This is a genomic window from Nonomuraea rosea, from assembly GCF_039539705.1.
GTDB lineage: Bacteria > Actinomycetota > Actinomycetes > Streptosporangiales > Streptosporangiaceae > Nonomuraea > Nonomuraea rosea.
The window spans coordinates 1-24,626 of record NZ_BAABDQ010000059.1; the positions used below are offsets into that span (position 1 = coordinate 1).

Annotated in this window: 25 protein-coding genes; 14 read left to right on the forward strand and 11 right to left on the reverse strand. The window is 71.4% G+C overall.

The window, feature by feature from the left end; genetic code table 11:
* Positions 1-308: 308 nt before the first annotated feature.
* Both ABEA43_RS62070 and ABEA43_RS62075 read right to left on the reverse strand, forming a co-directional pair.
* Positions 309-632, reverse strand: coding sequence for a DMT family transporter (locus ABEA43_RS62070; RefSeq protein WP_345578349.1), 324 nt, complete (start codon positions 630-632; stop codon positions 309-311).
* A 71-nt stretch (positions 633-703) separates the two neighbouring features.
* Positions 704-1,531 carry an alpha/beta fold hydrolase gene (locus ABEA43_RS62075; protein WP_345578352.1) on the reverse strand — a complete coding sequence of 276 codons (828 nt, stop codon included), beginning with the start codon at positions 1,529-1,531 and terminating at the stop codon, positions 704-706.
* A gap of 223 nt (positions 1,532-1,754) precedes the next feature.
* On the opposite strand from ABEA43_RS62075, the gene ABEA43_RS62080 reads away from it, so the two are divergent.
* Together ABEA43_RS62080 and ABEA43_RS62085 are read left to right on the forward strand one after the other, a co-directional pair.
* Positions 1,755-2,660 (forward strand): radical SAM protein, encoded by a 906-nt coding sequence (locus tag ABEA43_RS62080; RefSeq protein ID WP_345578355.1) that lies wholly within the window; start codon positions 1,755-1,757, stop codon positions 2,658-2,660.
* The gene (locus ABEA43_RS62085; protein ID WP_345578358.1) at positions 2,545-3,132 is read left to right on the forward strand and encodes a CocE/NonD family hydrolase C-terminal non-catalytic domain-containing protein; all 588 of its coding nucleotides are present in this window, start codon (positions 2,545-2,547) and stop codon (positions 3,130-3,132) included. The genes ABEA43_RS62080 and ABEA43_RS62085 overlap by 116 nt, the downstream gene beginning before the upstream one ends.
* A 20-nt stretch (positions 3,133-3,152) precedes the next feature.
* On the opposite strand, the gene ABEA43_RS62090 is transcribed toward ABEA43_RS62085, so the two are convergent.
* Entirely contained in the window at positions 3,153-3,833 is a 681-nt protein-coding gene (locus tag ABEA43_RS62090) for a TetR/AcrR family transcriptional regulator C-terminal domain-containing protein (protein WP_345578361.1), read from the reverse strand.
* A gap of 189 nt (positions 3,834-4,022) precedes the next feature.
* Here ABEA43_RS62090 and ABEA43_RS62095 point away from each other — a divergent pair, with 189 nt between their 5' ends.
* Positions 4,023-5,021 (forward strand): NAD(P)-dependent alcohol dehydrogenase, encoded by a 999-nt coding sequence (locus ABEA43_RS62095; RefSeq protein WP_345578364.1) that lies wholly within the window; start codon positions 4,023-4,025, stop codon positions 5,019-5,021.
* Here ABEA43_RS62095 and ABEA43_RS62100 read toward each other — a convergent pair.
* From ABEA43_RS62100 to ABEA43_RS62115, 4 genes are all read right to left on the reverse strand, one after another.
* A complete protein-coding gene (locus ABEA43_RS62100) occupies positions 5,011-5,514 on the reverse strand; it encodes a GNAT family N-acetyltransferase (protein WP_345578367.1) in 504 nt (167 codons plus the stop codon). The two genes, ABEA43_RS62095 and ABEA43_RS62100, sit on opposite strands and share 11 nt — an antisense overlap.
* Positions 5,514-6,662, reverse strand: coding sequence for a L,D-transpeptidase (locus ABEA43_RS62105; protein ID WP_345578371.1), 1,149 nt, complete (start codon positions 6,660-6,662; stop codon positions 5,514-5,516). The genes ABEA43_RS62100 and ABEA43_RS62105 overlap by 1 nt, the downstream gene beginning before the upstream one ends.
* Positions 6,663-6,848: 186 nt before the next feature.
* Positions 6,849-9,032 (reverse strand): SF1B family DNA helicase RecD2, encoded by a 2,184-nt coding sequence (gene recD2, locus ABEA43_RS62110; protein ID WP_345578374.1) that lies wholly within the window; start codon positions 9,030-9,032, stop codon positions 6,849-6,851.
* A gap of 184 nt (positions 9,033-9,216) precedes the next feature.
* A complete protein-coding gene (locus ABEA43_RS62115; protein WP_345578377.1) occupies positions 9,217-10,584 on the reverse strand; it encodes an ankyrin repeat domain-containing protein in 1,368 nt (455 codons plus the stop codon).
* A 219-nt stretch (positions 10,585-10,803) separates the two neighbouring features.
* Here ABEA43_RS62115 and ABEA43_RS62120 point away from each other — a divergent pair, with 219 nt between their 5' ends.
* The 10 genes from ABEA43_RS62120 to ABEA43_RS62165 all read left to right on the forward strand — a co-directional run bounded on the left by ABEA43_RS62120 (position 10,804) and on the right by ABEA43_RS62165 (position 19,913).
* On the forward strand, positions 10,804-11,220 hold the full coding sequence (locus ABEA43_RS62120; RefSeq protein ID WP_345578380.1) for an HIT family protein: 417 nt from the start codon (positions 10,804-10,806) through the stop codon (positions 11,218-11,220).
* A 227-nt stretch (positions 11,221-11,447) separates the two neighbouring features.
* A complete protein-coding gene (locus ABEA43_RS62125; RefSeq protein WP_345578383.1) occupies positions 11,448-11,993 on the forward strand; it encodes an AAA family ATPase in 546 nt (181 codons plus the stop codon).
* A gap of 5 nt (positions 11,994-11,998) precedes the next feature.
* Positions 11,999-12,880: a fructosamine kinase family protein gene (locus ABEA43_RS62130; RefSeq protein WP_345578386.1), complete on the forward strand. Its 882-nt coding sequence runs from the start codon at positions 11,999-12,001 to the stop codon at positions 12,878-12,880.
* A gap of 169 nt (positions 12,881-13,049) precedes the next feature.
* On the forward strand, positions 13,050-14,021 hold the full coding sequence (locus ABEA43_RS62135) for a CE1 family esterase (RefSeq protein ID WP_345578389.1): 972 nt from the start codon (positions 13,050-13,052) through the stop codon (positions 14,019-14,021).
* Between the two features lie 37 nt (positions 14,022-14,058).
* A complete protein-coding gene (locus tag ABEA43_RS62140; protein WP_345578392.1) occupies positions 14,059-15,612 on the forward strand; it encodes a hypothetical protein in 1,554 nt (517 codons plus the stop codon).
* Between the two features lie 170 nt (positions 15,613-15,782).
* Positions 15,783-17,105 carry a serine hydrolase domain-containing protein gene (locus tag ABEA43_RS62145; protein WP_345578395.1) on the forward strand — a complete coding sequence of 441 codons (1,323 nt, stop codon included), beginning with the start codon at positions 15,783-15,785 and terminating at the stop codon, positions 17,103-17,105.
* A 19-nt stretch (positions 17,106-17,124) separates the two neighbouring features.
* Positions 17,125-17,664 carry a hypothetical protein gene (locus ABEA43_RS68525; RefSeq protein ID WP_425570682.1) on the forward strand — a complete coding sequence of 180 codons (540 nt, stop codon included), beginning with the start codon at positions 17,125-17,127 and terminating at the stop codon, positions 17,662-17,664.
* 99 nt (positions 17,665-17,763) lie between these two features.
* Complete coding sequence (locus ABEA43_RS62155) at positions 17,764-18,840, forward strand: serine hydrolase domain-containing protein (RefSeq protein WP_345578398.1); 1,077 nt, start codon at positions 17,764-17,766, stop codon at positions 18,838-18,840.
* A 105-nt stretch (positions 18,841-18,945) separates the two neighbouring features.
* Complete coding sequence (locus ABEA43_RS62160) at positions 18,946-19,419, forward strand: carboxymuconolactone decarboxylase family protein (RefSeq protein WP_345578401.1); 474 nt, start codon at positions 18,946-18,948, stop codon at positions 19,417-19,419.
* The gene (locus tag ABEA43_RS62165) at positions 19,410-19,913 is read left to right on the forward strand and encodes a sigma-70 family RNA polymerase sigma factor family protein (RefSeq protein WP_345578403.1); all 504 of its coding nucleotides are present in this window, start codon (positions 19,410-19,412) and stop codon (positions 19,911-19,913) included. The genes ABEA43_RS62160 and ABEA43_RS62165 overlap by 10 nt, the downstream gene beginning before the upstream one ends.
* 189 nt (positions 19,914-20,102) lie before the next feature.
* On the opposite strand, the gene ABEA43_RS62170 is transcribed toward ABEA43_RS62165, so the two are convergent.
* Both ABEA43_RS62170 and ABEA43_RS62175 read right to left on the reverse strand, forming a co-directional pair.
* A complete protein-coding gene (locus tag ABEA43_RS62170) occupies positions 20,103-21,506 on the reverse strand; it encodes an MFS transporter (RefSeq protein WP_345578405.1) in 1,404 nt (467 codons plus the stop codon).
* Between the two features lie 32 nt (positions 21,507-21,538).
* A complete protein-coding gene (locus ABEA43_RS62175; RefSeq protein ID WP_345578407.1) occupies positions 21,539-21,808 on the reverse strand; it encodes a hypothetical protein in 270 nt (89 codons plus the stop codon).
* An 83-nt stretch (positions 21,809-21,891) separates the two neighbouring features.
* Between ABEA43_RS62175 and ABEA43_RS62180 the strand changes: the two genes are divergently transcribed.
* Positions 21,892-22,335 carry a MarR family winged helix-turn-helix transcriptional regulator gene (locus tag ABEA43_RS62180; RefSeq protein ID WP_345578409.1) on the forward strand — a complete coding sequence of 148 codons (444 nt, stop codon included), beginning with the start codon at positions 21,892-21,894 and terminating at the stop codon, positions 22,333-22,335.
* 427 nt (positions 22,336-22,762) lie between these two features.
* Here the strand turns inward: ABEA43_RS62180 and ABEA43_RS62185 are convergent, their stop codons facing one another.
* The gene (locus ABEA43_RS62185) at positions 22,763-23,956 is read right to left on the reverse strand and encodes an FAD-dependent monooxygenase (protein ID WP_345578412.1); all 1,194 of its coding nucleotides are present in this window, start codon (positions 23,954-23,956) and stop codon (positions 22,763-22,765) included.
* Complete coding sequence (locus ABEA43_RS62190) at positions 23,953-24,624, reverse strand: TetR/AcrR family transcriptional regulator (protein WP_345578416.1); 672 nt, start codon at positions 24,622-24,624, stop codon at positions 23,953-23,955. The genes ABEA43_RS62185 and ABEA43_RS62190 overlap by 4 nt, the downstream gene beginning before the upstream one ends.
* Positions 24,625-24,626: the final 2 nt, after the last annotated feature.

Below are 24,626 nucleotides of genomic sequence, written 5' to 3' on the forward strand. Positions count from 1 at the left end.
CGTCGGGGGTGAAGGGGCGGAGGTGGAGGCGTTCGGGGGTGAGGGGGTAGTGGGGTTTGAGCACGGGGGCAGTGTAGGTGGGGGTCAGGGGGGCGGCAATGAGTTTTCTGGGTCGTTGTGGAGGGTGTCGGCGATGATGCGGATGCAGCCGTCGGTCCAGCGGCGGGCGGTCTGCTGGAGTGCGGGGTCGCGGCCGGCGTGGACGTAGAGCTCCAGAGCCGCGTTGGCGGGTGCGGTCGGCGGTGGGGTGGGGGGCTGCTCCCCCGGCGGGTGCTCGTGTGGATGCTCGTGTGGATGCTGGTGTGGATTCAGTGGCCACCTGCGAGGTTGAGTACGACGACGCCGCCGATGATGAGGAGGATGCCGCCGATCTTGAGGGGGTTGAGGGTCTCCCCCATGAACAGGGTGCCGATGATGGCGATGGCGGCGGTGCCGGCTCCTGACCAGATGGCGTAGGCGGTGCCCATTTCGAGTTGGAGTTTGAGTGCTTGGGCGAGCAGGACGAAGGAGGTGATGTAGCCGGTGGCGACGACGATGGTCCAGCCGAGGTGGGTGAAGCCGTTGCTGAGCTTGAGTGCGGAGGTGGCGAGGACTTCTGAGGCGATGGCGAAGGCGAGCAGGAGCCAGGCCATGGGTTCTCCCGGGGATGAAAGTGGTACGGGTGTGCCATTTTATCCCCGGGGTGGGTGCTCCCCCGCTGTGGTCAGGTGGCGATGAAGGTCATGAGGTCCTGGTTGAACTGGTCTTTGAAGGGGTTGATGTTGGCGAGGCCGTGGGGGGCGCCGGGGTAGACCTTGAGGGTGGCGTTCGGGATGATTTCTACGGTTTTCATGGCGGCGTCGTTGATGGGGACGATCTGGTCGGCGTCGCCGTGGGCGACCATGGTGGGGATGTCGAAGCAGCGCAGGTCTTCGGTGAAGTCGGTTTCGGAGAAGGCTTTGACGCAGTCGTAGGCGGCTTTGAGCCCGACTTGCATGCTCCAGAGCCAGAAGGCGTCGCGGATGCCCTGGGAGACGCTGGCTTCGGGGCGGTTGGCGCCGTAGAAGGGCTGGGCGAGGTCTTTCCAGTATTGGGCGCGGTCGGCTTCGACGCTGTTGCGGATGTCGTCGAAGGCTTTCATGGGGGTGCCGTCGGGGTTGGCGTCTGTTTTGAGCATGAGCGGGGGTACGGCGCCGAGCAGGACGGCTTTGGCGACGCGGGAGGTGCCGTGGCGGCCGATGTAGCGGGCGACTTCGCCGCCGCCGGTGGAGTGGCCGACGAGGATGGCGTCGCGTAGGTCGAGTGCGTCCATGACCTGGGCGAGGTCGTCGGCGTAGGTGTCCATGTCGTGGCCGTTCCAGGCTTGGCCGGAGCGTCCGTGGCCGCGGCGGTCGTGGGCGACGGCGCGGTAGCCGTGTTCGGCGACGAGGCGGATCTGGTCTTCCCAGGCGTCGGCGTTGAGTGGCCAGCCGTGGCTGAAGACGACGGGCTGGCCGGTGCCGGCGATTTTGTAGAAGATCTCGGTGTCGTCGGTGGTGGTGATGTAGGCCATGGTGCGGTGTTCCTTTGAGGTGCGATGGTGCGGGGTCTGGTGCGTGGGTTCCCTGGTGGGGTGGGGGCCACCCTGGGGGTGGTGATCCTTTGTGGTCTGTTGGGTGAGTCGGGTCGTGGGTGCGGCTGTGGGCGAATGCTTGAAAAGGCAGTCGAATACGTGTTCCACTGGGTGTGTGGGCTGGGATGCGCTTTCGCTGGTTGACGCCGCTGATGATCGTCCGTTGATCGAGCGGCGGGCGGTGGCGCGTGGTGGTTTCTACGAGATGCAGGCCCGTACGGTGATCGAGCGGGTGCCGCAGAGCGCGGGCATCGCCCAGCGGTGGGCCGTGTCCCCCTATCGTGGCTGCGCCCATGCCTGCCGCGGTTGCGGTGCCCGTGCCGGGCATCGGCGGCTGGGGCTGGATGCGGGGGGTGATTTCGACACCCGGATCGTGGTGAAGCCGAATGTGGTGGAGCGGTTGCGGGCGGAGCTGGGCCGCTGGGACGGTCAGGAGCTGGCGGTGGGGGTCAGTGGTGACTGTTATCAGGTGGCGGAGGAGACGTACCGGCTGATGCCGGGGGTGGTCGGGGCGCTGGCGGGGGCGGCGGTGCCGTTCACGGTGTACACCAAGAGTGCGCTGGTGTTGCGGGATGCGGGGGTGCTGGCGGCGGCGGGTGCGCGGGTGGCGGTGTCGATCGCGTTCGTGGATGAGCGGATCCGGCGGGCGGTGGAGCCGGGTGCGCCGGGCGCGCAGGCGCGGCTGGAGCTGGTGTCGGCGCTGGTGGAGGCTGGGGTGGAGTGCCGGGTGCTGATGGCGCCGGTGTTGCCGTTGCTCAGTGACGCGGCTGATCAGCTGGGGGCGACGGTGCGGCGGATCGCGGCGGCGGGTGCGCGGGCGGTGGAGCCGGTGGTGCTGCGGCTGCCGCCGGGGACGCGGGAGTGGTATCTGGAGTGGCTGGGGAAGGCGCATCCGCGGCTGGTGGAGCGTTATGAGGAGCTGTATGACCGGGCGGGGTTGCCGTCGGCGGATTATGAGGGGCGGATCACCGGTCAGATCGCGCAGTTGTGCCGGGTGTACGGGATGGGGTGCGGGGCCGGGGTGGCGGAGCGGCGTGAGCCGCCGGCGGCGCAGCTGGCGCTGGTGTGAGGGTGGGGGCCTGTCCCCCGGTTTCGCCGGGTCAGGGTCCGGGCGTGCTGTTGCCGGGGGCGAGTTTCGTCACGCGCTTCGACCAGGAGACCGTGCTGCTCGGTTACCCGAAGGCGCACCTGTACAACGCGGCGCCTCGATCCTGCGGTACAAGGGGTCCGACGGACGGCTGCGCGTCTCCCTGCGTCACCTGGAGCAGGGGTTGTCGACCGGCGAGGTGCCCGCTCACGGCTTCGACCGGATCGAGAGGCTCTCCCCCGGCGAGATCGTCGGCGTCGAGATCGATCTGCTCCCGGTCGGGCTGGTCTTCCATCCCGGTGAGCAGCTCCGGCTTCTCATCAGCGGCCGGCACCTGCTCGGGCCGATGATGCCCGGGCTGGTGGAGTACACCCCGGCCAACAGCGGACGGCACGTCATCCACACCGGCGGCGGACACGCTTCCTACCTGCAGCTGCCTGTGCAGGCGCGGTAGCGGCCCCGCGAGGGCAATGATCAGGTCTCGACCTGGCTGAGCCGGTCGAGGCCGTCGAGGATGAAGTCGAGGGCGAAGGCGAACTCGGTGTCGTCGTCGCATCCGCCGAGGGCGCCTTCGTGGGTGACGGCGAGGGCCATTTCCGCGGCGTACGGGAGGGTGGCGCCGAGTTCGCCGGCGAGGCGGGCGGCGGCTTCGGGGTCGAGGTCGGGGGAATCGTCGAAGAGGTCTTGTGAGAAGCCGAGGACGCGGCTGCCGAGGATGTGCAGGGCGTGGTGGGCGAGCGTGACGGTGAAGCCGTTCTCGCGGAGGATGCCGAGGATCGCGTTGATGTAGCGCGGGACGGCGGGTCCTGGTGTGGTGCGGGTTTCCAGGGTGCGGGGGGCCCAGGTGTGGCGCAGGACGACGGCGCGGGCGGCCAGTGCCGTACGGCGTAGTGAGGTTTTCCAGTCGGGGCCGTCGGTGGTGATCGGGATCTTGCCGATGACGGCGTCGATCATGCCGTCGAGGAGGTCGTCCTTGTTGCGGACGTGGGTGTAGAGGGACATCGCCTCGACGCCGAGCTCTTGGGCGAGCCTGCGCATGCTGACGGCGTCGATGCCGTCGCGGTCGGCGAGGTCGATGGCGGCGGTGATGACTTTGTCCCGGGTGAGCTGGGTGCGGCGTTCGGTGGCGCTCTGGGCGGGCGGGGTGAGCTTCATGCCGCTTTTATTCGGTTTGGCGGTGCGGCCGGTGTCGCTCAAGGCGTCTCCCCTTGACTTCCTTACTCTGTAAGGATTACCTTACGCCGTATGGGTGTCCTTATGGAGTAAGGACGCGGGCAGGTTACCACGGACGGGCCATGACCGAAGACTTCAAGCCGGGTTCGCCGACAACGGGGAGACACGACGATGACCACGGATCACACCACGACGATGCGGGCCATCGTCCAGGACGGTTACGGCGCGCCCGAGCGGGTGCTGCGCGCTGAACACATCGGCCGGCCGCGGCCCGGCCCCGGCGAGGTCCTCGTCCGGGTACGCGCCACCAGCGTGAACACCCCCGACTGGAGCACCGTCGCCGGGGTGCCCTACGTCCTGCGGCTGGGCACCGGGCTGCGGCGGCCGTCGCGCCCGATCAGGGGCAGCGACCTGGCCGGTGTGGTGGAGGCCGCGGGGCCGGGCGTGAGCGACCTGCGGCCCGGCGATGAGGTGCTCGGTTCGGTGTGGAGCCGCGGCTCACGGGCCGGGACGTTCGCGCAGTACGCGATCGCGCCGGCGGCCCAGCTGGTGGCCAAGCCGGCCGGGCTCGGCTTCGAGGAGGCCGCCGCGTCGGTCATGACCGGGCTGACCGCGCTGGCGGCGATGCGCGAGGTGGGCGGGGCGGGCCCCGGCACGCGGGTCCTCATCAACGGAGCCTCCGGCGGGGTGGGCACGATGGCGGTGCAGATCGCCAGGTCGCTCGGCGCCGAGGTCACGGGCGTGTGCGGCACCCGCAACGCCGAGCTGGTCCGCTCGCTCGGGGCCGACCACGTCATCGACTACACCGAGCAGGACTACACCCGCCTGGAGCGGCGTTTCGACGTGATCCTGGACAACGTGATGAACCGCCCGCCGGCGGCCACGGCGCGGTTGCTGGCGCCCGGGGGCGTGTTCATCCCCAACAGCATCGGGAGCTCCGGGAGGCTGCTGGCCGGCCTGCCGAGGACGGCGCAGGCGGCGCTGCTGCGCAAGGGCAAGCTCATCACGTTCACGGTGAACCGGGAGCGCCTCGGCGCGCTGGTCCGCCTGCTGGAGTCCGGGCAGGTCAGGGTGGTCATCGACGCGGCGTACCCGCTGGAGGAGGCGGCGGGCGCGGTCGCGCACATGCTGGGCCATCACGCCCGGGGCAAGGTCGCCATCACGGTGTGAGCCTGCGCTGCAGGAGCATGCCGGACCACTCCCCCACGGTGAAGGGCTCGGTGCGGGTGAAGCCGCAGCGTTCGTAGTAGGAGACGAGGCGGCCGTCGTCGCCGGCGTAGCAGTCGACGCGCAGGAGCGCGGCCTGGCGGGCCTGGGCTTCGCCGAAGGCCCAGTCGAGCAGGGTGCGGCCGATGGCGTGGCCGGCGTGCCGCTGGTCGATGACGAGGGCCTGGACGTACAGCTCGGGTTCGGCGGCGGGGGTGACGTAGTCGTGGGGGGCGCCGACGGCGATGCACCCGGCGGGGTGGCCGTCGACGTCGGCGATGCGCATGCCGCCGCCGGCGGCCCAGGCGGCGACCTGTTCGGTGCGGCGGGGGTTGCCGGTGAAGGGCTGGGTGCCCCATTGGCCGGTGCGGCCCTGGGCGGCGAGCCAGGCGACGGCGCTGTCGAACATGCGCAGTACGGGGGCGACGTCGCCGGGACCTCCTGGGCGCAGGTGCATCAGGCCTTGCCGTCCTTGCCGTTCAGGGCGCTGCCCTTCTTCCACTGGGAGTACGGCATCTGCCAGAAGCCCCAGCCGTTGTTCCATTCGAGCTCGCGGTTGGTGCCGGTGATGTCGACGACGTCGCCGCGCTGGAAGTTGTCGTAGAACCAGCGGGCCTGGTCGGGGCGGGAGTTGATGCAGCCGTGGCTGACGTTGCGGACGCCCTGGGCCCAGACGTTGTTCTTGGCGTGGACGTATTCGCCGGAGTTGGAGATGCGGACGGCGTGGCCGATCATGACGTCGTAGTAGCCGGGGTCGCCCTTTTTGCGGCCTGGGGAGATCATCCGGACGGGGTTGCCGCGTTCCATGGTGAGGTGGACGCCGCTGGTGGTGGTGTATTCGCGGGTGGTGGCCATACCCGCACTGATGCGCATGGTTTGTACGCGTTTGCCGTCTTTGTAGACGTACATCATGTGCTTTTTGACGTCGACCTTGCTGATCTGCTTGGCGCCGATCTTGAGGGTGGCCTTGTAGTCCTTGACCCCGTACAAGCCCTTGCCGCCCTTGATGCCGGTGATGTTGGCGTTGAAGGTGACCTTCTGGTGGGCGGGCCAGTATGTGGCGGTGCGGTAGATCGCGACGGTGTCGTTGATCCAGCGCCAGGCGCCCTTGACGGGCTTTTCCGCCTCGACCTCCAGAGCGCGCTCGATGGTGGCCTTGCTGGTGACCGGCTGGTTGAAGGTGACGATGATGGGCGCGCCGACCCCGACGGTCTCGCCCTTGGCGTTGGGAGTGACGTCGGCGATCTGCAGGGCGCGTTCGGGCTTGAGGGTGGTGAAGGCGGACGTGGTCGTCGTGGCGCCGGCCTTGGCGGAGACGTTGTAGCTGGTGGAGGGCTTGAGCGGGGTCTTGGACACCCATTTGGTCTTGTCGGTGTTGAAGCCGCCCTCGACCTGCTCGCCGCCGGCTTCGACGGTGACGTTCTCCAGTGCTCCCCCGGCGGCGGTGACGACGACCTTCTTGTCGGGGCTGACCTTCGCGCTGCCCTCGGCTGGGCTGATCTTGATGGTGGGCGCCTGGGGGGTGGCGACCGTGGTGCCTTCGGGCGCGCTGGGGCCTTGTCCGGCCGGGGCGGCGCCGGAGCATGAGGCCGTCAAAGCTGCCACGGCCAGCAACGCGGCCGTGGTGGCGGGTCTCCTCCAAGCAGGCGCAACGTTCAAGACGGTCCTTTCCCCCAAGGGCACCAAACGCACCCCAAAAACCTTAATGCTCCTTACATGTAAGACGCGGATTCCTTTAGGTAAGTTCGGTCACATTTGAATCACTTGCGCCTGGAAGCGGTTCAGGCAGCGTCAGCGCGCCGACAGCCGGTGGGTGAGGCTGGTGTGGCGCCGCCCGGCGCCCTTGGTGCGTACGGCCTGGGCCAGCGCCCGCCGCGAGCCGACGATCACGACGAGCTTCTTGGCCCGGGTGATGGCGGTGTAGAGCAGGTTGCGCTGCAGCATCATCCAGGCGCTGGTGGCCAGCGGGATGACGACGGCGGGGTATTCGCTGCCCTGGGAGCGGTGGATGGAGACGGCGTAGGCGTGGGCGAGCTCGTCGAGCTCGTCGAAGGCGTACTCGACCGACTCCTCCTCGTCCGTCAGGACGGTGAGCTTGTGCTCGTCGGGCCGGATGTCGGTGACGATGCCGACGGTGCCGTTGAACACCCCCGCCGCGCCCTTGTCGTAGTTGTTGCGCAGCTGGGTGACCTTGTCGCCGACGCGGAAGACGCGCCCGCCGTAACGGCGTTCCGGCATGCCTTCGCGGGCCGGGGTGAGGGACTCCTGCAGGGCGGTGTTGAGCGCGCCCGCGCCGGCGGCGCCGCGGTGCATGGGGGCCAGGACCTGGATGTCGCGGCGCGGGTCGAGACGGAAGCGGCGCGGGATGCGGCGGGCGACGACGTCGACGGTGAGGGCGGCGATCTCCTCGGGCTCCTCGCAGGGGAACAGGAAGAAGTCCTTCATGCCCTCCAGCACGGGGTGCAGGCCGGTGTTGACGCGGTGGGCGTTGACGACGACGCCGGACTCCTGCGCCTGGCGGAAGATCTGCGTCAGGCGCACGCGGGGGACGTCGTCGGCGGCGAGCAGGTCTTTGAGCACCTCGCCCGCGCCGACGGAGGGCAGCTGGTCGACGTCGCCGACGAACAGCAGGTGGGCGCCGGGCGCGACGGCCTTGACGAGCTTGTTGGCCAGCAGCAGGTCGAGCATGGAGGCCTCGTCGACGACGACGAGGTCGGCGTCGAGAGGGTTGTCGCGGTCGAAGGTGGCCTCGCCGCCGGGGCGCAGCTGCAGCAGCCGGTGCACGGTGGTGGCCTCGTGGCCGGTCAGCTCGGCCAGGCGCTTGGCGGCGCGGCCGGTGGGGGCGGCCAGGATGACCTTGGCGCGCCGGGCGCGGGCCAGCAGCACGATGGAGCGCACGGTGAAGCTCTTGCCGCAGCCGGGGCCGCCGGTCAGGACGGCGACCTTCTCGGTCAGGGCCAGGCGGACGGCCTGGCGCTGCTCGGTGGCCAGCTCGGCGCCGGTCTGGCCGTGCAGCCAGCTCTCGGCGCGTTCCCAGTCGACGTCGGCGAAGCTCTGCAGCCGGTCGTGGCCGCCGCGCAGCAGCGACAGCAGGCCGGAGGCGAGCGACAGCTCGGCGCGGTGGAAGGGCGGCAGGTAGACGGCGGGCACGAGGTTGTCGCCGGCGGGGATGTGCTCGCGTACGACGCCCTCGTCGGTGACGAGGTCCTCCAGGCAGGTGGCGACCAGGTCGGCCGGCACCTCCAGGACCTTGACGGCGTCGCCGACGAGGTTGGGGGCGGGCAGGTAGCAGTGTCCGTCGTCGGCGGCCTGCGACAGGGTGTAGCGCAGGCCGGCCTTGACGCGCTCGGGGCTGTCGTGCGGGATGCCGACGGCCTGGGCGATGGTGTCGGCGGTCTTGAAGCCGATCCCCCACACGTCGTCGGCGAGCTTGTACGGCTGGCTCCTGACGACGGAGATGGACGCCTCGCCGTACTGCTTGAAGATGCGCACCGCGATCGAGGTGGACACGCCGACGCCCTGCAGGAAGATCATCACCTCTTTGATGATCTTCTGTTCCTCCCAGGCGGCGGCGATCATCTTGGTGCGCTTGGGGCCGAGACCGGGGACTTCGACCAGGCGCTCGGGCTGCTGCTCGATGACGTCGAGGGTGCCGGTGCCGAAGTGGTCGACGATCCGCTCGGCCATCTTGGGGCCGATGCCCTTGATCAGGCCGGAGCCGAGGTAGCGGCGGATGCCCTGCACGGTGGCCGGCAGCACGGTGGTGTAGGACCACACCTCGAACTGCCGCCCGTAGCGGGGATGGGAGCCCCAGCGGCCGTGCAGCCGCAGCGACTCCCCCACCTGCGCGCCGAGCAGCGGGCCGACGACGGTCAGCAGGTCGGGTCCGGTGCGCTCGGTGGCGACGCGGGCGATGGTGTAGCCGGTCTCCTCATTGGCGTAGGTGATGCGTTCGAGAACGGCCTCTAACGCCACACCGGCCGCACCGTCTGGACCCTGCGCCACCGCGATCCCACCCCCTCCGTTCCGGGCCAGATTAGAGCAGCGGCCAGGAAAGGGTGACCTCACACGCGGGCGGCGGCTAGGTGATGAGGGCGATGGGCGCGCTCACCGTCCGGGCCGGGGGTGAAGGAGGTGGTTACGTGACCGCGGCGCTGACTCAGCGCGAACGGGTTTCGAGCAGCTCGTGCAGCTGCCGCGGCACCGGATCGTGCAGGCGGGTGGCGAAGAAGATGTGCAGCCAGCCGTCGGCGTCGGCGTGGAAGAGATCGTCGCGGATGGACGGGTCGGCGCCGCGCTCCAGGAGCAGGCGGATCACGTCGAGATGACCGGCCGGGACCGCCCAGTGCAGGCCCGTACGCCCGAGGTAGGGCGCGACGTCGGGGCGGACGCCGCGATCGAGGAGCCAGCGCACGACCTCGATCCGGCCGTGCTGGCAGGCGTGCACGAACGCCTCCCCCACGATCTCCTCCGGATCATCGGTCGCCGGCAGCCGGGGCGGGAAACCGGCGCCGGCGTCCGCGAGGTTGGGACGCGCCGGCGCGGCGTCCGGCCGTAGCCTGCCGTCCGCGTCGAAACACCCCCGCACCAGATCCAGCCGGCCGCAGGCGGCATACGTCCACAGCGACCGCGGGCGGATCCCGTGCCCGGCGAGCAGGTCGACGACCTGCGTGTTGCCGTGGTGGACGGCGTTCTCCAGCGGGGTGCTGCCCCAGGGCCGGGCGCCGGGGTCGGCGCCGGCCTCCAGCAGCAGGCGCACGTACGCGACCCGGTTGGAGCGGGCGGCCCAGATGAGCGGGACCTCCAGGTCGGTGGCCTTGCCGAGCAGGACCTGAACGGCCGCGCGCGGCACACCGAGCTCCTCATCGAGCCGGACGCCGGGGATCGCCTCGGGGACCGCGAGCATGTGCAGCAGGATGCCGGCCTGCCCGGCGGTCAGAGCGGCCAGCCGATCGGTGTCGCCGGCCAGCAGGGCCTGCGCCTCGCTGTGCAGGCGGCGCCAGCGCTCCTGACGTTCGTCGAGCTCGCGGCCGGATCTCTCGGCGAACGACATGAGCTCCCGCCAGGTCGGGAAACCCAGCTCCCGCGCGATGACCAGCCGCGCGTCCCGCAGCTCGGCCACGGCGGCGGCGGAGGCCACGGTGGCGTGGCGGGGCACGTAGGCCCGCAGCCGCCGCAGCGCGCCCGGGTCGTCGCGGCGCAGTTCGGCCAGAAGGGTGTCGGCCATCGAGGCGTAGGCGCCCGGCCTGACCCCCAGCAGACGGGAGACCGGCCGGTCCTCGCCCGTGCTCCGGCTGCCGAGGTGGGCACGGAACCGCGCCCAGGAGGAGAACCCGTGTTCCTGAGCGAGCACGAACTGGGCGTCGCTGAGCAGGAACCGCTCGGCGGCCCGGCCGCCCAGCACGTCGGTGACCCGGGCCTCGGCCGAGGCGTCACCCGTGGCGTACGCGCGATGCAGGTCTTTGGCCTGCTTGCGGTAGAACTCCAGGCTCGGACGGGCCGGCAGCTCGAAATGACGATCGGACATCGCAACCTCCTTCGTCGCCGAGGCCCGCTTGCCCGGCCGGAAAGAGGTTGGTCTCGCCGGTGTGTCGAGGTGGTGCTCGAGGTGGGAAAATCCCTGCCCGCGGACTGGCAGCGCCCTCGCACGCTCCCTCCAGCGTAGGCGCCGGCTCCTCCGGACGGGGGCGAGCGGTGGAAAAATGCGGGTGCGCCGGGCCTTTCGCGGCCGCAACCATGGATCGGTATGAGTGGTTGCGTCTTCTGCGAGATCATCGCCGGGCGGGCCGAGGCCAGCGTCGTCCACGAGGACGGCGACGTGGTGGCGGTCATGGACCTCAATCCCGCCACGGTCGGCCATGTGCTGGTCATGCCGCGCGTGCACGCGGCCGGGCTCGCCGGCACCGATGACGCGGCCGGTGCGGCGATCTGGCGTACGGCACGCCGCATATCAGGCGCGTTGCGGACCTCCGGGATCCCGTGTGACGGGGTGAGGTGGTCGCTGGCCGACGGGGAGGCCGCGGGGCAGGATGTCCTCCATCTCCACCTGCACGTGGTGCCGCGCTATCCAGGCGACGGCGTCGTGGTCACAGCCGACGGGAAGAGGCGCTCACGTGCACTTCTCGACCAGGACGCGGCGCTGATCCGAAGATCCCTCACCTGACCCGGCCGCCGCCTCCCTTCAGGGACGGCGGCCGAGGGCTAAGCTGGACCGCGTACGCCGCTGAGCGCCCCGCCGCCATCGCATGGCCGCCAAAGGGGCCGCCGGAGAGGCCGCCGAGGGCCGCGTACGCCCCGCAAGAGCCGCGAGGCCGTGAGCAGGGGCCGCACCGTCATCCGAGACCGCCGCGCCAGACGGCGCCCGCGTTCGCGACATCCCGGAAGTGATCCATGAAGCGCTACATCCTGACCGGCACCCCAGGAGCCGGCAAGACCGCGATCCTGCGATGGCTGGAGAACGACGGCCACACCGTCGTGGAAGAGGCCGCCACCGACGTCATCGCCCTGCGCCAGGCCCAGGGCGAGCCGGAGCCGTGGAGCACGCACTCCTTCACCGAACAGATCGCCGCCCTGCAGCGCCGCCGCCAGGAAGGCGCCGCGGCCCTGCCCGGCGGCCCCCAGCTCTACGACCGCTCGCCCGTCTGCACCTACGCCCTGGCCACCTACCTCGGCCACCCCGTCGGCCCCGTCCTGGCCCGCGAGCTCGACCGCATCCAAGCCGGGCGGATCTACGACAGGACGGTGTTCTTCGTCGGCAACCTCGGGTTCGTCACGCCCACCGGCGCGCGGCGGATCACCTTCGAGGAGTCGCTGCGCTTCGAAGAGATCCACCACGACGCCTACGCCGAACTCGGCTACGACTGCGTCACGATCGCCCCCGGCACGCTGGCCGAGCGGGTGACGCAGGTCAGGAAGCGGCTCGACACGGCACCATGACCACCATGGACATTCTGGTGCGGCGCTTGCGCGAGGCGGGATTCCCCGCCGAGTTGGTACGCCAGGTGACGGGCGGAGTGGTGGCGACGGCCGGCCTGGCGAGCCTGACCGGCGGCGCACAGGTCTTCGCCAAGACACTCGGCGACGGCTCGGAGACGGGAGACCACGACGTGTTCGAGGTCGAGGCCGAAGGGCTGCGGGCGCTGCGCGAGCTCGGCGGCGTCACCACGCCCGAGGTGCTCGCGGTGCGGCCCGGCCTGCTCGTCCTCCAGCCGCTCGCGCCCCGCCCGGACGGCGAGGCGCGGTTCTGGGAGAGGCTGGGGCACGACGTCGCAACCCTGCACGCCACGACCGCCGCCGGCCGCTTCGGCTGGCACCACGACGGCTGGCTCGGACGCCTGCGCCAGCACAACACCTGGGACACCGACGGGCACGCCTTCTACGCCCGGCACCGCATCCTGCGCTGGCTGCCGGAACCGCTGGTGCAGGCCGCGTTCGGCCAGGAGGACCGGCGCGCGCTCGAACGCCTGTGCGCCGCCCTGCCCGACCTGATCCCGCCCATGCCGCCGGTGCTGACCCACGGCGACCTGTGGTGCGAGAACGTCATGTCCAGCCCCGGCGGCCACCCCGTCCTGGTCGACCCGGCCGTCTCCTACACCTGGGCCGAGGTGGACGTCAGCATGCTGTGGTGCTCGACGCGGCCGCCCGCCTCCGGCCGCTTCTTCGAGGCGTACACCGAGGTGCTGCCCCTGCGGGACGGCTGGCGCGAACGCGCGCCGCTGCTGAACCTGCGCGAGCTGCTGAGCACGATCGCCCACGACGACGACCACTGGGGCGCGGCACAGGCCGTCCGCACGATCATCGCGCCCTTCGCCCGCAAACACTGAGCCCGCAAACACTGAGCCGTACACGCTGAACCGAAACGCTGAGCCCGCAAACACTGAGCCTGGGCCCGAGCGGCGAGCCGGGTTCGCGACGGCCGCATCCAGGCGCACACTGCCAGCAGGACGTCCGGCACCCAGCACGCGACCGGCAGGACGCCCGGCGGGAGGCGCGATGAGCAGGAGCACGGCGGCCAGAGGCATGCTCACCCTGATCACGGCCGTCCTGACGGCCACCCGGTGCGGCGCCCCGCCGCCCGCCCCGTCCCCGCCCGCCCAAGCCGCCCCCACCAGCGGCTGCGCCGCCACCCACCCGCTGGAGCCCGGCAGGCACGAGCTCACCTTCGGCGGCCGGCAACGCCGCTTCCTGCTGGCCGTGCCCGACGGCCCCGGCCCCCACCCCATCCTGCTCGACCTGCACGGCCTCGGCTCCTCAGCCGCCCAGCAGAGCGCCTACAGCCGCCTCGCCGAGATCGGCCCCCGCCGCGGCTACATCGTCGCCACCCCCCAGGCCGCCCAGGACCGTATGGGCTGGACACTGCCGCACACCGCGGGCCCCGACGACACCGGCTTCCTCGGCGCCCTGCTCGACCACCTCGAACACGGCCTGTGCGCCGACCCCCGCCGCGCGTTCGCCGCCGGCATGTCCTACGGCGCCGGGATGGCCGCCGGCCTCGTCTGCGCGATGCGCGGCAGACTGGCCGGCATCGCCGCCGTGGCCGGGCTCAACATCTCCGCCCCGTGCGCCGGCGCGGCCCCCACCACGATCATCGCCTTCCACGGCACCGCCGACCGGATCGTCCCCTACCGCGGCGGCCACCCCCTGCGCGACGCCACCGGCGACCTGCGCCGCCTCGCCGACCTGGTCGTGCTCGCCCCGGTCGAGCAGAGCGCCGCCGGCTGGGCGGCCGCGCTCGGCTGCACCGGCCGCACCACCACGGGCCCCAGCACCGGGCCCACCCCGAAGGTACGGCTGCGCGACTGGAAATCCTGCCCCGGCGGGATCACACTGCGCCTGTACACGGTCAACGGCGGCGGCCACACCTGGCCCGGCGGCATCGCGGTGTCCCGGCTCGGCGCCACCGCCCCCGACCTGGACGCCACCGGCTTCATCCTCGACGTCTTCGACCGCACCCCCTCCCGATGACCATCTTTCGCCGACGACTCGCTCACGGGGAGCACACATGCCCGACGACGTACGCGTCACGCTCGAAGCCGTCCCGCGCACCGGCCTGACCGAACAGCGCTTACGGCAGGCAGTGGCCGCCCACCCCGACGCGCTGGCGGCGCTCGAGGTCGCCGACCCGGCCAGGCTCACCGTCTCCTTCGCACCCGGGCTCGGCCACGACCCCGGCGAGGACGCGCCGTTCCAGGCCACCGTGTTCGACCCCGTCGGCAACCGCGCCGTCGAGCTGCGCGGCACCCTGGACCGGCCCGAACGCGCCGAGCTGCGGCCCAGCGCCGACCGGCCCCAGCCCAGCCGCGAAGAGCTGCTGGCCGCCGCCGCGATCCTGCGCGCCGACCCCCGCTTCCCCGCGGGCGACGACGTCGTCGTCTACCGGCCCATGCCGCCCCTGGCCGACGCAGAGAACCCCGACGGCACCACCGTGCGCCGCCCCACCCTCGGCCTGTACACCCCCGGCGAGCCGACCGGGCTGCGGCACCGGGTGGTGGCCGTCGACCTGACCGGCCGCACCGTCGACTGGACCCCGGCCGGCATCAACGTGCGCATGCACCACGACTGCGAGCACAGCGTCCCCGAAGGCGTCGACTCCCTCACCGACCACGGCGGCCCCGACCAGGTCCGCGTACGCGTCCACCGCGGCTCCGAACTGCTGTGGGACCTGCTGGTGGTACGGCCGCGCGCCTCCTCCCCGCAGAACCCCGGCGTCGGCGGCGGCGTCGAGCTGCGCAACGTCCGCTACCGCGGCCGGCTGATGCTGCGCCAGGCGCACGTGCCCATCCTGAACGTCGAATACGAGGAGGGCACCACTTTCCGCGACGACGCCAGCTTCGAGACCCGCTTCAGCGCCACCGGCAGCGACCCGGTCGGATGGGGATGGCGGCTGTGCACCGGCCCGCCCCGTACCATCCTGGAACGCCCCGAGAGCGACGCAGGCAACTTCCAGGGCGTCGCCTTCCACCACGACGGCGAAGAGCTGCGGATCGTCAGCGAGATCGCGGCCGGCTGGTACCGCTACGCCAGCGACTGGCGGCTGTCCGACAACGGCGACATCAGCCCGCGATTCGGGTTCGCCGCCACCGCCAACCCGATGACGTGCCTGGTGCACCGCCACCACGCCTACTGGCGGCTCGACTTCGACGTCGAAGGCGCCGGCAACGACGTCATCGAGCAGATCGACGACACCGGCTCCATCATCCCCGAACCGGTGCCGATCATCCGCGAGACCGCCCGCAGGCGCCGTCACCCCGCCCGCTACTGGCAGGTGCGCGACAAATCCTCCGGCCGCGGCTACCAGATCCACCCCGGCCCGTTCGACGCGACCGCGGACGCCTACGGCGTGTCGGACCTGTGGTTCCTGCGCCACCACCCGCGCGAGCTCGACGACGGCAACCCCGGCCCGCGCGACAGGGCCGCGCTCAACCGCTTCCTCAACGGCGAGAGTGTCAACGGCGCCAACGTCGTCGTCTGGTACGCCGGCCACTACTACCACGACCAGGCCCACCCTCAGCCCCACCAGGGAGAGCTGATCGGCCCGCGGCTGGTACTGATCTGACGGCCCCACGACGGCCCGCCGTGGGGCCGGCCGCTGGTGGTAGATTCTTCGCCTGCCCCGGCAAGGGGCACCGGTCAGGGCCCGGCCGCCGCCGGCTCCGGGGCTCGCACCCGGGCCTGGCGGGCAGGCCGCGCCCTCCAGGGAGCGGGGTCACGAGCCAGGTGGGACAGGTGGGACACGCGACGGCCCGCGCGCTGCTGCGCAGGCTGGCCGTCGAGCAAGCCGAATGCAGGGTGCCGTCGCTGACGGCGGCGATCGTCCGCGACGGGCACATGGCCTGGTTCGGCGGGCGCGGCCGCGTAGACGGCGCGCCGCCGACCGCCGCCACCCAATACCGCATCGGGTCGATCACCAAGAGCATGGTGGCCGTCGTCGTCATGCGGCTGCGCGACGAGGGCGCGCTCGCCCTGACCGACCCGCTGGAGCAGCACCTGCCCGGCACGCCCCTCGGGCACCTGACCATCGCCCAGCTGCTGTCGCACACCGCCGGGCTGACCGCCGAGCCGCCCACCGCCTGGTGGGAACGCACCCCCGGCATCCCCGCCGCCGACCTGCTGGAACGCCTCGGCCCCGCCGAGCTCAAGCACCGGCCGGGGCGGCGCTTCCACTACTCCAACGTCGGCTTCGCCGTCCTGGGCGAGCTGACCGGACGGCTGCGCGGCACCACCTGGCTCAAGGCGCTGCAGTCCGAGGTGCTCGACCCGCTCGGCATGAACGCCACCACCGCCCGCCCCCGCGCACCCCACGCCACCGGCTACGCCGTGCACCCGTGGGCCGACGTGGTGCTGGAGGAGCCCGAGCACGACGCCGACGCCATGGGCCCGGCCGGGCAGCTGTGGTCCACCGCGGCCGACCTGGCCCGATGGGCGGCGTTCGTCGGCGGCGACACCGGCGGCGTGCTGTGCCCCGAGACGCTGGCCGAGATGCGCGAGCCCGCAGGGGTCGACGACGGCGACGCCTGGACCAGCGGGTTCGGGCTGGGCCTGCAACTGGCCAGGACCGGCGGCCGGCGGCTGGCCGGGCACACCGGATCGATGCCGGGCTTCCTGGCCACCGTGTGGGCCGACGTGGGCGAGGGCGTCGGCGTGCTGTTCCTGGCCAACACCACCTCCGGGACGAGCGGCACCCTGACGGGCGACCTGCTCGACATCCTGCACGAGCACGAGCCGCGCCTGCCCGACGAATGGCGGCCCGCCGAGGCCGACCCCCGGCTGCTGGCGCTGACCGGGCTGTGGCATTGGGGGCCCAAGCCGTACGCGGTGCGGCTGCTGCCCGGCCGCGGCCTGTCGCTGGAGCCGGTCGGCGGCGGCGGGCGGGCCTCCAGGTTCGTGCCCCAGGACGACGGGACATGGCTCGGGCTGGACGGCTACTACGCCGGGGAGACGCTGCGCGTGGCCGAGGACCACCTGGACGTCAACACGTTCGTCTTCACCCGCGACCCCTACGCCCCCGACGGCCCCGTGCCGGGCGGGGTGAACGACTGGCACGCCTGAGCCCCGCCCCGCCGCGCGGGTGCGTGTGGCGATCCTGGGGCCGCTGGAGGTCGAGCCGCCCGCCGCCGTCGGCGGGGCGCGGCTGCGGCGCCTCCTGGTGCGCCTGGCGGTGGCCGCGTCAAAGCCCTGCACGCCGCCGGACACCATGGCCGCCCTGGTCGAAGCCCTGGCCGGCGGCCGCGTCCTGCTCGTGCTCGACAACTGCGAACACCTCGTCGAAGCCGCCGCCCGCCTGACCGAGGAACTGCTCGGCCGCTGCCCCCGCCTGCACGTGCTGGCCACCAGCCGCGAACCCCTGGGCATCCTCGGCGAAACCCTCAGCCCCGTGCCGCCGCTGCCGCCCGAGCCCGCCGTCCGGCTCCTCACGGAACGGGCCGCCGCGATCCGGCCCGCCGAGCGGCTGCGCGGCGCGCCGGACACCACCAACCCGGAGGTGGCGCGGGTGGGCGGGCTGCTGCGCGAACGGCTCGGCCCGGACGCCTGGAGCGCCGCCTACGCCCGCGGTCGCGAGCTGGAGCGCGCCCAGGCGGTGGAGCTCGCCCACGACCGGCCCGTCTGAGCAGCCGCTCGGTGATCACCTCGATGGTAGGGAAGGCCCTACCCCAACAGGCAGGCAGGCGTGACTGATCTTGCGTGATCTTCCCGCGACAGTGGAGGCATGATGAAATTGCTCGCTGCCGCTGTCGCCGCTTCCCTTGTTCTCGCCCCTGTCGCTCCCGCTTTCGCCGCCGCGGCGCCCTCGCCGCAGTCCCGCCTTGACGTGCTCACCGTGGAGGACGGCATGGCGGGCGCGTTGAGCCAGGTGCGGAGTCCGGGAGGCGCGAGCGTGACCCGGCGTTCGGGCACCGCGGAGCGGGGCACCGGCAAGGCGATGATCGGGCCTCAGGGCCGGTTCAGGATCGCCAGCGGGAGCAAGCCGATCATCGCCGCCACGGTGTTGCGGCTGGCCGATCGCGGGAAGATCGACCTGGATGCCAGGGTGGAGCGTTACCTGCCCGGGGTGCTGCGCGGCACGGGCGACGGCGCCGCGATCGACGGCCGGGAGATCACCGTCCGGATGCTGCTGCAGCAGACCAGCGGCCTGCCCGAGTTCCTCGACGCGGTCGAGTGGAAGGAGCCCTTCCCGGACTTCCTGCGGGTGGCGCTGACGCGCAAGCCCACGCCCCGCGGCTCCTTCGCCTACGCCAACACCAACTACCTGGTCCTCGGCATGATCGTGACCAAGGTGAGCGGCAAGGACTTCCGCCAGGCGAGCCAGGAGCTGATCCTCAAGCCGTACGGGATGCGGGACACGTACTGGCCGGCCAAGGGCGACTACGGCATCCGCGGCCCGCACGCCCACACCTACGGGGTGCACCCCGCCCGTCCGCAGGACGGCGAGGTGGACCTGACCGACCAGCTGCCCACCTACGCGTTCGGTCCCAGCGGCGGCCTGGTCTCCACGCCCGAAGACCTCAACCGGTTCTGGAGCAAGGCCCCGCTGGGCGAGATGACGGCCCGGTCGGTGAAGGTCGGGCAGGAAGGCTGGCCCGAAGGCGCCCGCTACGGCTACGGCGTGGCCCGGATGAATTCGGGCTGCGGCTACGCCTACTTCGCCGCCGGGGACATGCCAGGAGCCGCGGTGTTCACCGGCCGGGACCGGGCCGGGCGCGCCGCCACCGTCTACGTCACCGGCGTGCCCGGCAACCGGCAGCACCTGATCGACGCCTTCACCTCTGCGATGTGCGACCGCTGAGTCCCAGGCGGCCTCGCAGACGCGCGTCACATTCCGCCGATGTCACAGCTTGCCGGGACTGTCTCGTCTCGTGGGTGTAATAGCCGACACGACAAGGAGTTCACGGTGGACGCCCGATTCGACTTCCTCGGCAACCCGGTCACGGCCAAGCTCATGAAACACCTCGCCTCGGCGGGCAAGGTCGTTGCGGAATCGACCCTGCCGGCCGCGACGCAGCAACTGGTGGCGCTGCGCGCCAGCCAGATCAACGGCTGCGCCGTCTGCACCGACATGCACACCAAGGACGCCGCGCACGCCGGGGAAACCTCGCTGCGCCTCAACCTCGTCGCGACCTGGCGGGAGGCCAAGGTCTTCACCGACGCCGAGCGGGCCGCCCTCGACCTGGCCGAACAGGGCACCCGCATCGCCGACGCCGCCGGCGGCGTCCCCGACGAGGTCTGGGCCGGCGCCGCCCAGCACTACGACGAGGACCAGCTCGCCGCCCTGGTGTCCCTCATCGCCCTCATCAACGCCGCCAACCGGATCAACGTCATCAACCGGCAGCCCGCCGGCGACTACCGGCCCGGCCAGTGGGGGTGAGCGGCGACGCGGGGACCCGGGTGCGGCGCCGCCACATGGACGCGGGCCGGCCCCGGTTCGAGGCCGACCGCGGGGAACGCGAACTGCTCGCCGGGCGATTCTTCGACGCCTTCAGGGAGGGCGACGTCGACGGGCTGCGAGAGCTCCTCGCCGCCGACGTTCAGCTGGTCGGCGACGGCGGCGGCAAGGCCCCGCAACTGGCCAGGGACATCGTCGGCGCCGAGGACGCGGCCCGGGTGCTCGCCGCGACCGGCGCGCCACTCGCCACGATCGGCGTGATGATGGAGCCGCACGAGGTCAACGGCCAGCCGGGCGCGATCTTCCGCGACCGGGACGGCAAGGTGCTCAACGCCGTGGCACTCGACATTTTCGGCGGGCGGATCCAGGCGACCCGCGCGGTGATCAACCCGGACAAACTCGGGCACGTGGGCCCGGTGGCGGACGCCTGGGCGCTCGCCCGCGAGGCGAGCCGGGCTCGCCGGCCCAGGAGCTGACCGCGCGGCAGACCCCCGCTCCCGCGCGCGTCAGCGGGGGTGGGGATGTTGCCCGGCAGAGAAAGCCGCCGCCGGCGCGGCGGATCCCGTGGCGGCTGAGACGAAGATGCCGATCTTGCGCCTACAGTCCTGCGGGCTGGTTACGGGGAGTCAGAGTACTGCAAGGGAATCCGGCGTTATCGGGGGTGATCACTGGTCAGCGAGCTGGGCTTCCCCCTGCCTCTGGACGGCAGGCGCTCCAGCGGGCTTGAGCCGGGTGGAACGGGCGGGCAGGAACCAGGCAAGGGCGGCGGCGACGACACAGATGCCGACGGAGATCCACAGCACCATGGTGTAGCCGCCCACCGCTGGTTGGCCGTTGCCGCTGACATGAGCGGCCAGGATAGTGGCGGTGAGCGCGCTGCCCATGGAGTAGCCGGTGAAGCGGACCACCTGATAGAAGCCTACGGCGCTACCTGTCTCCCGGGCAGGGACCGCCTGCACGATCAGACCGGGAATCGCGGCGAAGGTGATGCCCAACCCCACCCCCAGGACACCTGTCATGACAAAGGCCTGCCACAGGGCGCCATGGAAGACGGCGAAGAATCCGCAGCCCAGCGCGGCCACGAGGCAGCCCAGCGTCAGCACCGCCCGAATTCCCATGCGTGCCACCAAGGTCGGCAGGGTGCGGGAGGCGCTCAGCAGGAAGAAGGACAGGGGGATGAGGACAAGGCCGGCCACGACGGGCGATGCGGAGAATCCGAATCCGCCCGAGCGTGGGGATTGCACGAGCTCCGTCACCCCCGAAAGCACCAGGTACATCGCGGCACCAAGCACCATGGCGCAGGCGTCGCCGGAAAGCACGGATGGATGGCGCAGCAGACGCAGCTGAACCAACGGGTTCCCGGCGCGCAGCTGCTGCACGGCCCAAACCGCGAAGAGCACCACCCCGGCGACCAGTAGACCGATGATCGCCGGCGAGCCCCAACCCCACTCTGTCCCCTCTGCCACCGCCACCAATGCGGTGACCAGCGCCAGTGCGAGCAGTACGGTCCCGACCCAGTCGAGCCGGTCAGGGTCGCTACGCCCCGCGCTCGACGGTACGACTGCGGCGACGCAGATCAACGCGAAGCCGGACACGATCGCGCCGAACCAGTACGCGCCCGCCAATCCCCACGCGTCGGCGATCAACCCGCTGATCGGGTAACCGGCGCCGAGGCCGGCCGCCGACGATACCGACAACAGTGCGATCATCGGCGGCACCTTGGCCTGAGGCAGTTCGTGGCGAGCGGTGGCCATCGCCAGCGGCGCCAGCCCGAGCCCGACGCCTTGTAGTCCGCGGCCGACGACCAGCATCTCCAAGCCGCCGGCCAGCGCGGCCACGACACCGCCCGCCGTGACCACGGCCAAGCCGCCGAGCATCGTCGCTCGCCGTCGCGGGCCGTCGCCGAGCCGGCCCAGGAACGGGGAACTCATCGTGCCGACGAGCAGCGCCACCGTCAGCGACCACTGCGCCGTGCTCAGCGACTCATGAAAGTGGCGAGCAACAGTGGGGATGAGCGGAGCACCGAACGAGCTGATGATGCTGGCGACCAGTGTGGTCAGCACCAGCACCGGCCCGATCAGCGCGCTGTGACGCCTCCCGATCATCGCAGCGCCCCGATGGTCCGCCGCGTGCCGTTCAGCCGCTCGTCGAGAACCAAGCCCGCGCCGACCAGGCTCGCAAGATCGTTATATGGAAGATCGATCAACGCGTCGCGGAGAACCTGTGCGATGTGCTCGACGAACTCGGAGTAGTCGCCGACGACGTCGTCCGTGACCTGAACGCGGGACGGATGACAGTAGCGCGTGATGCCGGCTGCGGCGCCGTCGGGCCGGCCAATGATGGTCTGGGTCAGCACGTGACCGATGTCCATGACTCCTCCTTGCCAACTGCGTGTGACTTGCACGCAGTTAGCACTTTAGCTCATTGCGTGTGGTTTGCACGTATCATGAGCGGATGGCGGATACGGGATTGGCACGTGACCTGGAGCAGGCGCTGGGGCAGTTGCTGCTGCGGCGCAACCGGCGCGCGCTCTACAACGCGGCCCTCGACTCGGCGCCGACGGGTGTCGATCGTCAGACCTACCCCGTGCTGAGCGGGCTGGCTCGGCTTGGACCGCAATCGGCGGCGCGACTGGCCGACGAGGTCGGTATCGACCGATCCGGCGCAAGCCGCTATGCCGACCGACTCGAAGCCGCGGGCCTGCTCGAGCGCAGTCCCGACCCCAGCGACGGCCGGGCTACCCTGCTCGCATTGACGCCCGCGGGTCACGCCGCGGTCGCCGGGCTCCGCAACGCGCTGACCCGGCACCTCGCGGGCCTGATCGCGGACTGGCCCGATGGGCGGGCACAGGCGCTGATCGACGGTATCCGCCTGCTCATCGACCCGCCCTCGGACTGATTCCTTCGGCCGCCGGTGCCGGGCGGCGTTCTCCACGTGGAAGACGTGCCCGAAGGGGAGCTTGATTGCGCTGTGGCGCCTTCTCGGCCTAGTCGCACATCTCGCCCGGGCACAGCGACAACATCAACGTCTTCGGTGTCATCAACGTGGACGTCGAGGCGGAATTGGCCAAGCTCGACACCAGCGGCTGGCGGCCCTTGCGCCCCGCACAGCTGCGCGAGCCGGGACTGACGCCCTGAGCCCGCAGCCCGGACGGGCGGCGACGTGGCCCTCCAGACCGGTAGATGTCGGCCAGGCGGGGCTGGGCGGCGATGCCGAGGGCGAACTCGCCGCCTGGCCGGCGACGGCCGCGATCGAGGCGGGCAGCTGCTCGGCGATCACATGTGGCAGGGTGCGGATCACGAACAGCGGCGGCCGGCAGCGAGACTCAGCGCGGGTAGTGCGGCAAGGGCAACCGCACGTCGGCGATGCGGCCGGTGGCGCGCTTGGCGACCAGCGGTAGTGAGAGCAGGCTGGCCAAAGTGTCCTGCAGGTGCCGGCCGATGGAGGTCTTGGGGATGACCCAGCGGGTGGAGCGGCGCACCTTGTCCTGCTGAGCGGTGATGAAGGGCTGGAGGCGAGCCTGGTAGGCGGGGAACGCACGGGAATGGTCGCCGCCGGCGGCGTGCAGTTCTCCGGCCAGCACGTAGGCGGCGGCCATGCCGAAGGCCGAGCCCTGCCCGGAGACCAGAGAGGGGCAGGCGCCGGCGTCTCCGGCCAGGGCCACGCGGCCCTGGTGCCAGGCGGGCATGCGGGTCTGAGCGACCAGATCGAAGTACAGATCCTCGCTGTCGCTCATCGCGTCCAGGATCTTGGGGACCTGCCAGCCGGAGTCGGCGTAGGCGGCACGCACCAGATCCCGGTGGTGAGCGGTGTCGCCGGGCTGAAAACGCGGAGCGGGCGACGCGGCGAAGATCATGGAGAAGGCGGTCCGGCCGTCGTCCAGGCCGTAGCACCACGTCTGCCGGCCGGGTTCGAGGTAGCCGAGGTAGACGCCTTTGCTGCTGTCGGGGTAGTCCGGCACGATGAACGCGGCCACGCAATAGCCGAGGGAGCGGATGAACGGCTGCTCCTCGCCGAACACGAGCCGCCTGGTGTGCGAATGCAGCCCATCGCAACCGATCACCAGGTCGAAGCGTCGGCTGCCGGACCTCGCGAAGTCGACCTCGACGCCGTCGTGGTCCTGCCGCAGACCGAGGATCCGGTCGCCGAAGAGGGTCTCCACGCGGTCATCCAGCGCCTCGTAGAGCACCTTGGCCAGATCGCTGCGGGCGATCGTCATGTACCGGTCGCTGGAGGCGCCCAGGGTGCGGCGCATGTCGATGCAGTGCTTGACGCGGCCGTCCTGGCCGATCAGTTGCGTCTCATCGACGCGCACCGCGTGCCGGGACAGCTCGGGCAGCAGATCCATGCGCTGGGCGACGTCGTAGCCGGCGCCGGAGAAGTCCAGCAGGTAACCACCGGTGCGCAGAGCGGGCGCGCGTTCGACCAGGGTAGGGCGAAAGCCGTAGGCGGCCAGCCAGTAGGCCAGGGTCGGGCCGGCGACGCCGGCGCCGCAGATGAGGATGTCGCGGTTGTTCACGGGGTTGTCTCACTTTCTGGGTGGGGGTCGTGCATGATCGCGGCGTGCAGGAAGGCGACGACCTGGTCTCGCGTCCGATCGGTGACAGGCTCCGCACCGGTCAGCTGCTGGTGCAGCGCCAGGGCCGAAGGAGCCGACCAGCACATTTGCAGCGCCAGGACGGCGACCAGGCCGACGTCGAGATCCGGCCGGACGGTGCCCGCCCGGCGTGCGGCGGCCAGCACGGCGGTCAACCGGGCCAGGTCGTCGGTGTCGAAGCGGCCTGCGATCTTGGCGTAGGTTTCCCAGCCTTCGGCCTGCTCCCAGCACAGCATCCGAGCCGTCTGGGGATGCGCCAGCATGTGATCGACCAGCGCGCCCAGCACCGACCGCAGCAACGCCGACAGGTGCTCGCGGTCCGCCACAGCTGCCTCGAACTCGCCGACAGGTGGCAGGGCCCGGCTGCAGAGCTCGGCCACGTCGCGGTCCATGCGCTGCAGGACCTCGGTGTACAGACCGAGCTTGTCGCCGAAGTACCGGAAGATCAGAGCTTTGTTGCAGCCGGACCCCTCGGCGATCAGATCGATGCGGGCGCCGTCGAAGCCGTGCTCGGCGAACTCCTGTGCCGCCGCAGACACGATGGCCTGCCGCGTCGCTGCCGCGTCGCGGGGCCGTTTCGAGGTCGTCATGG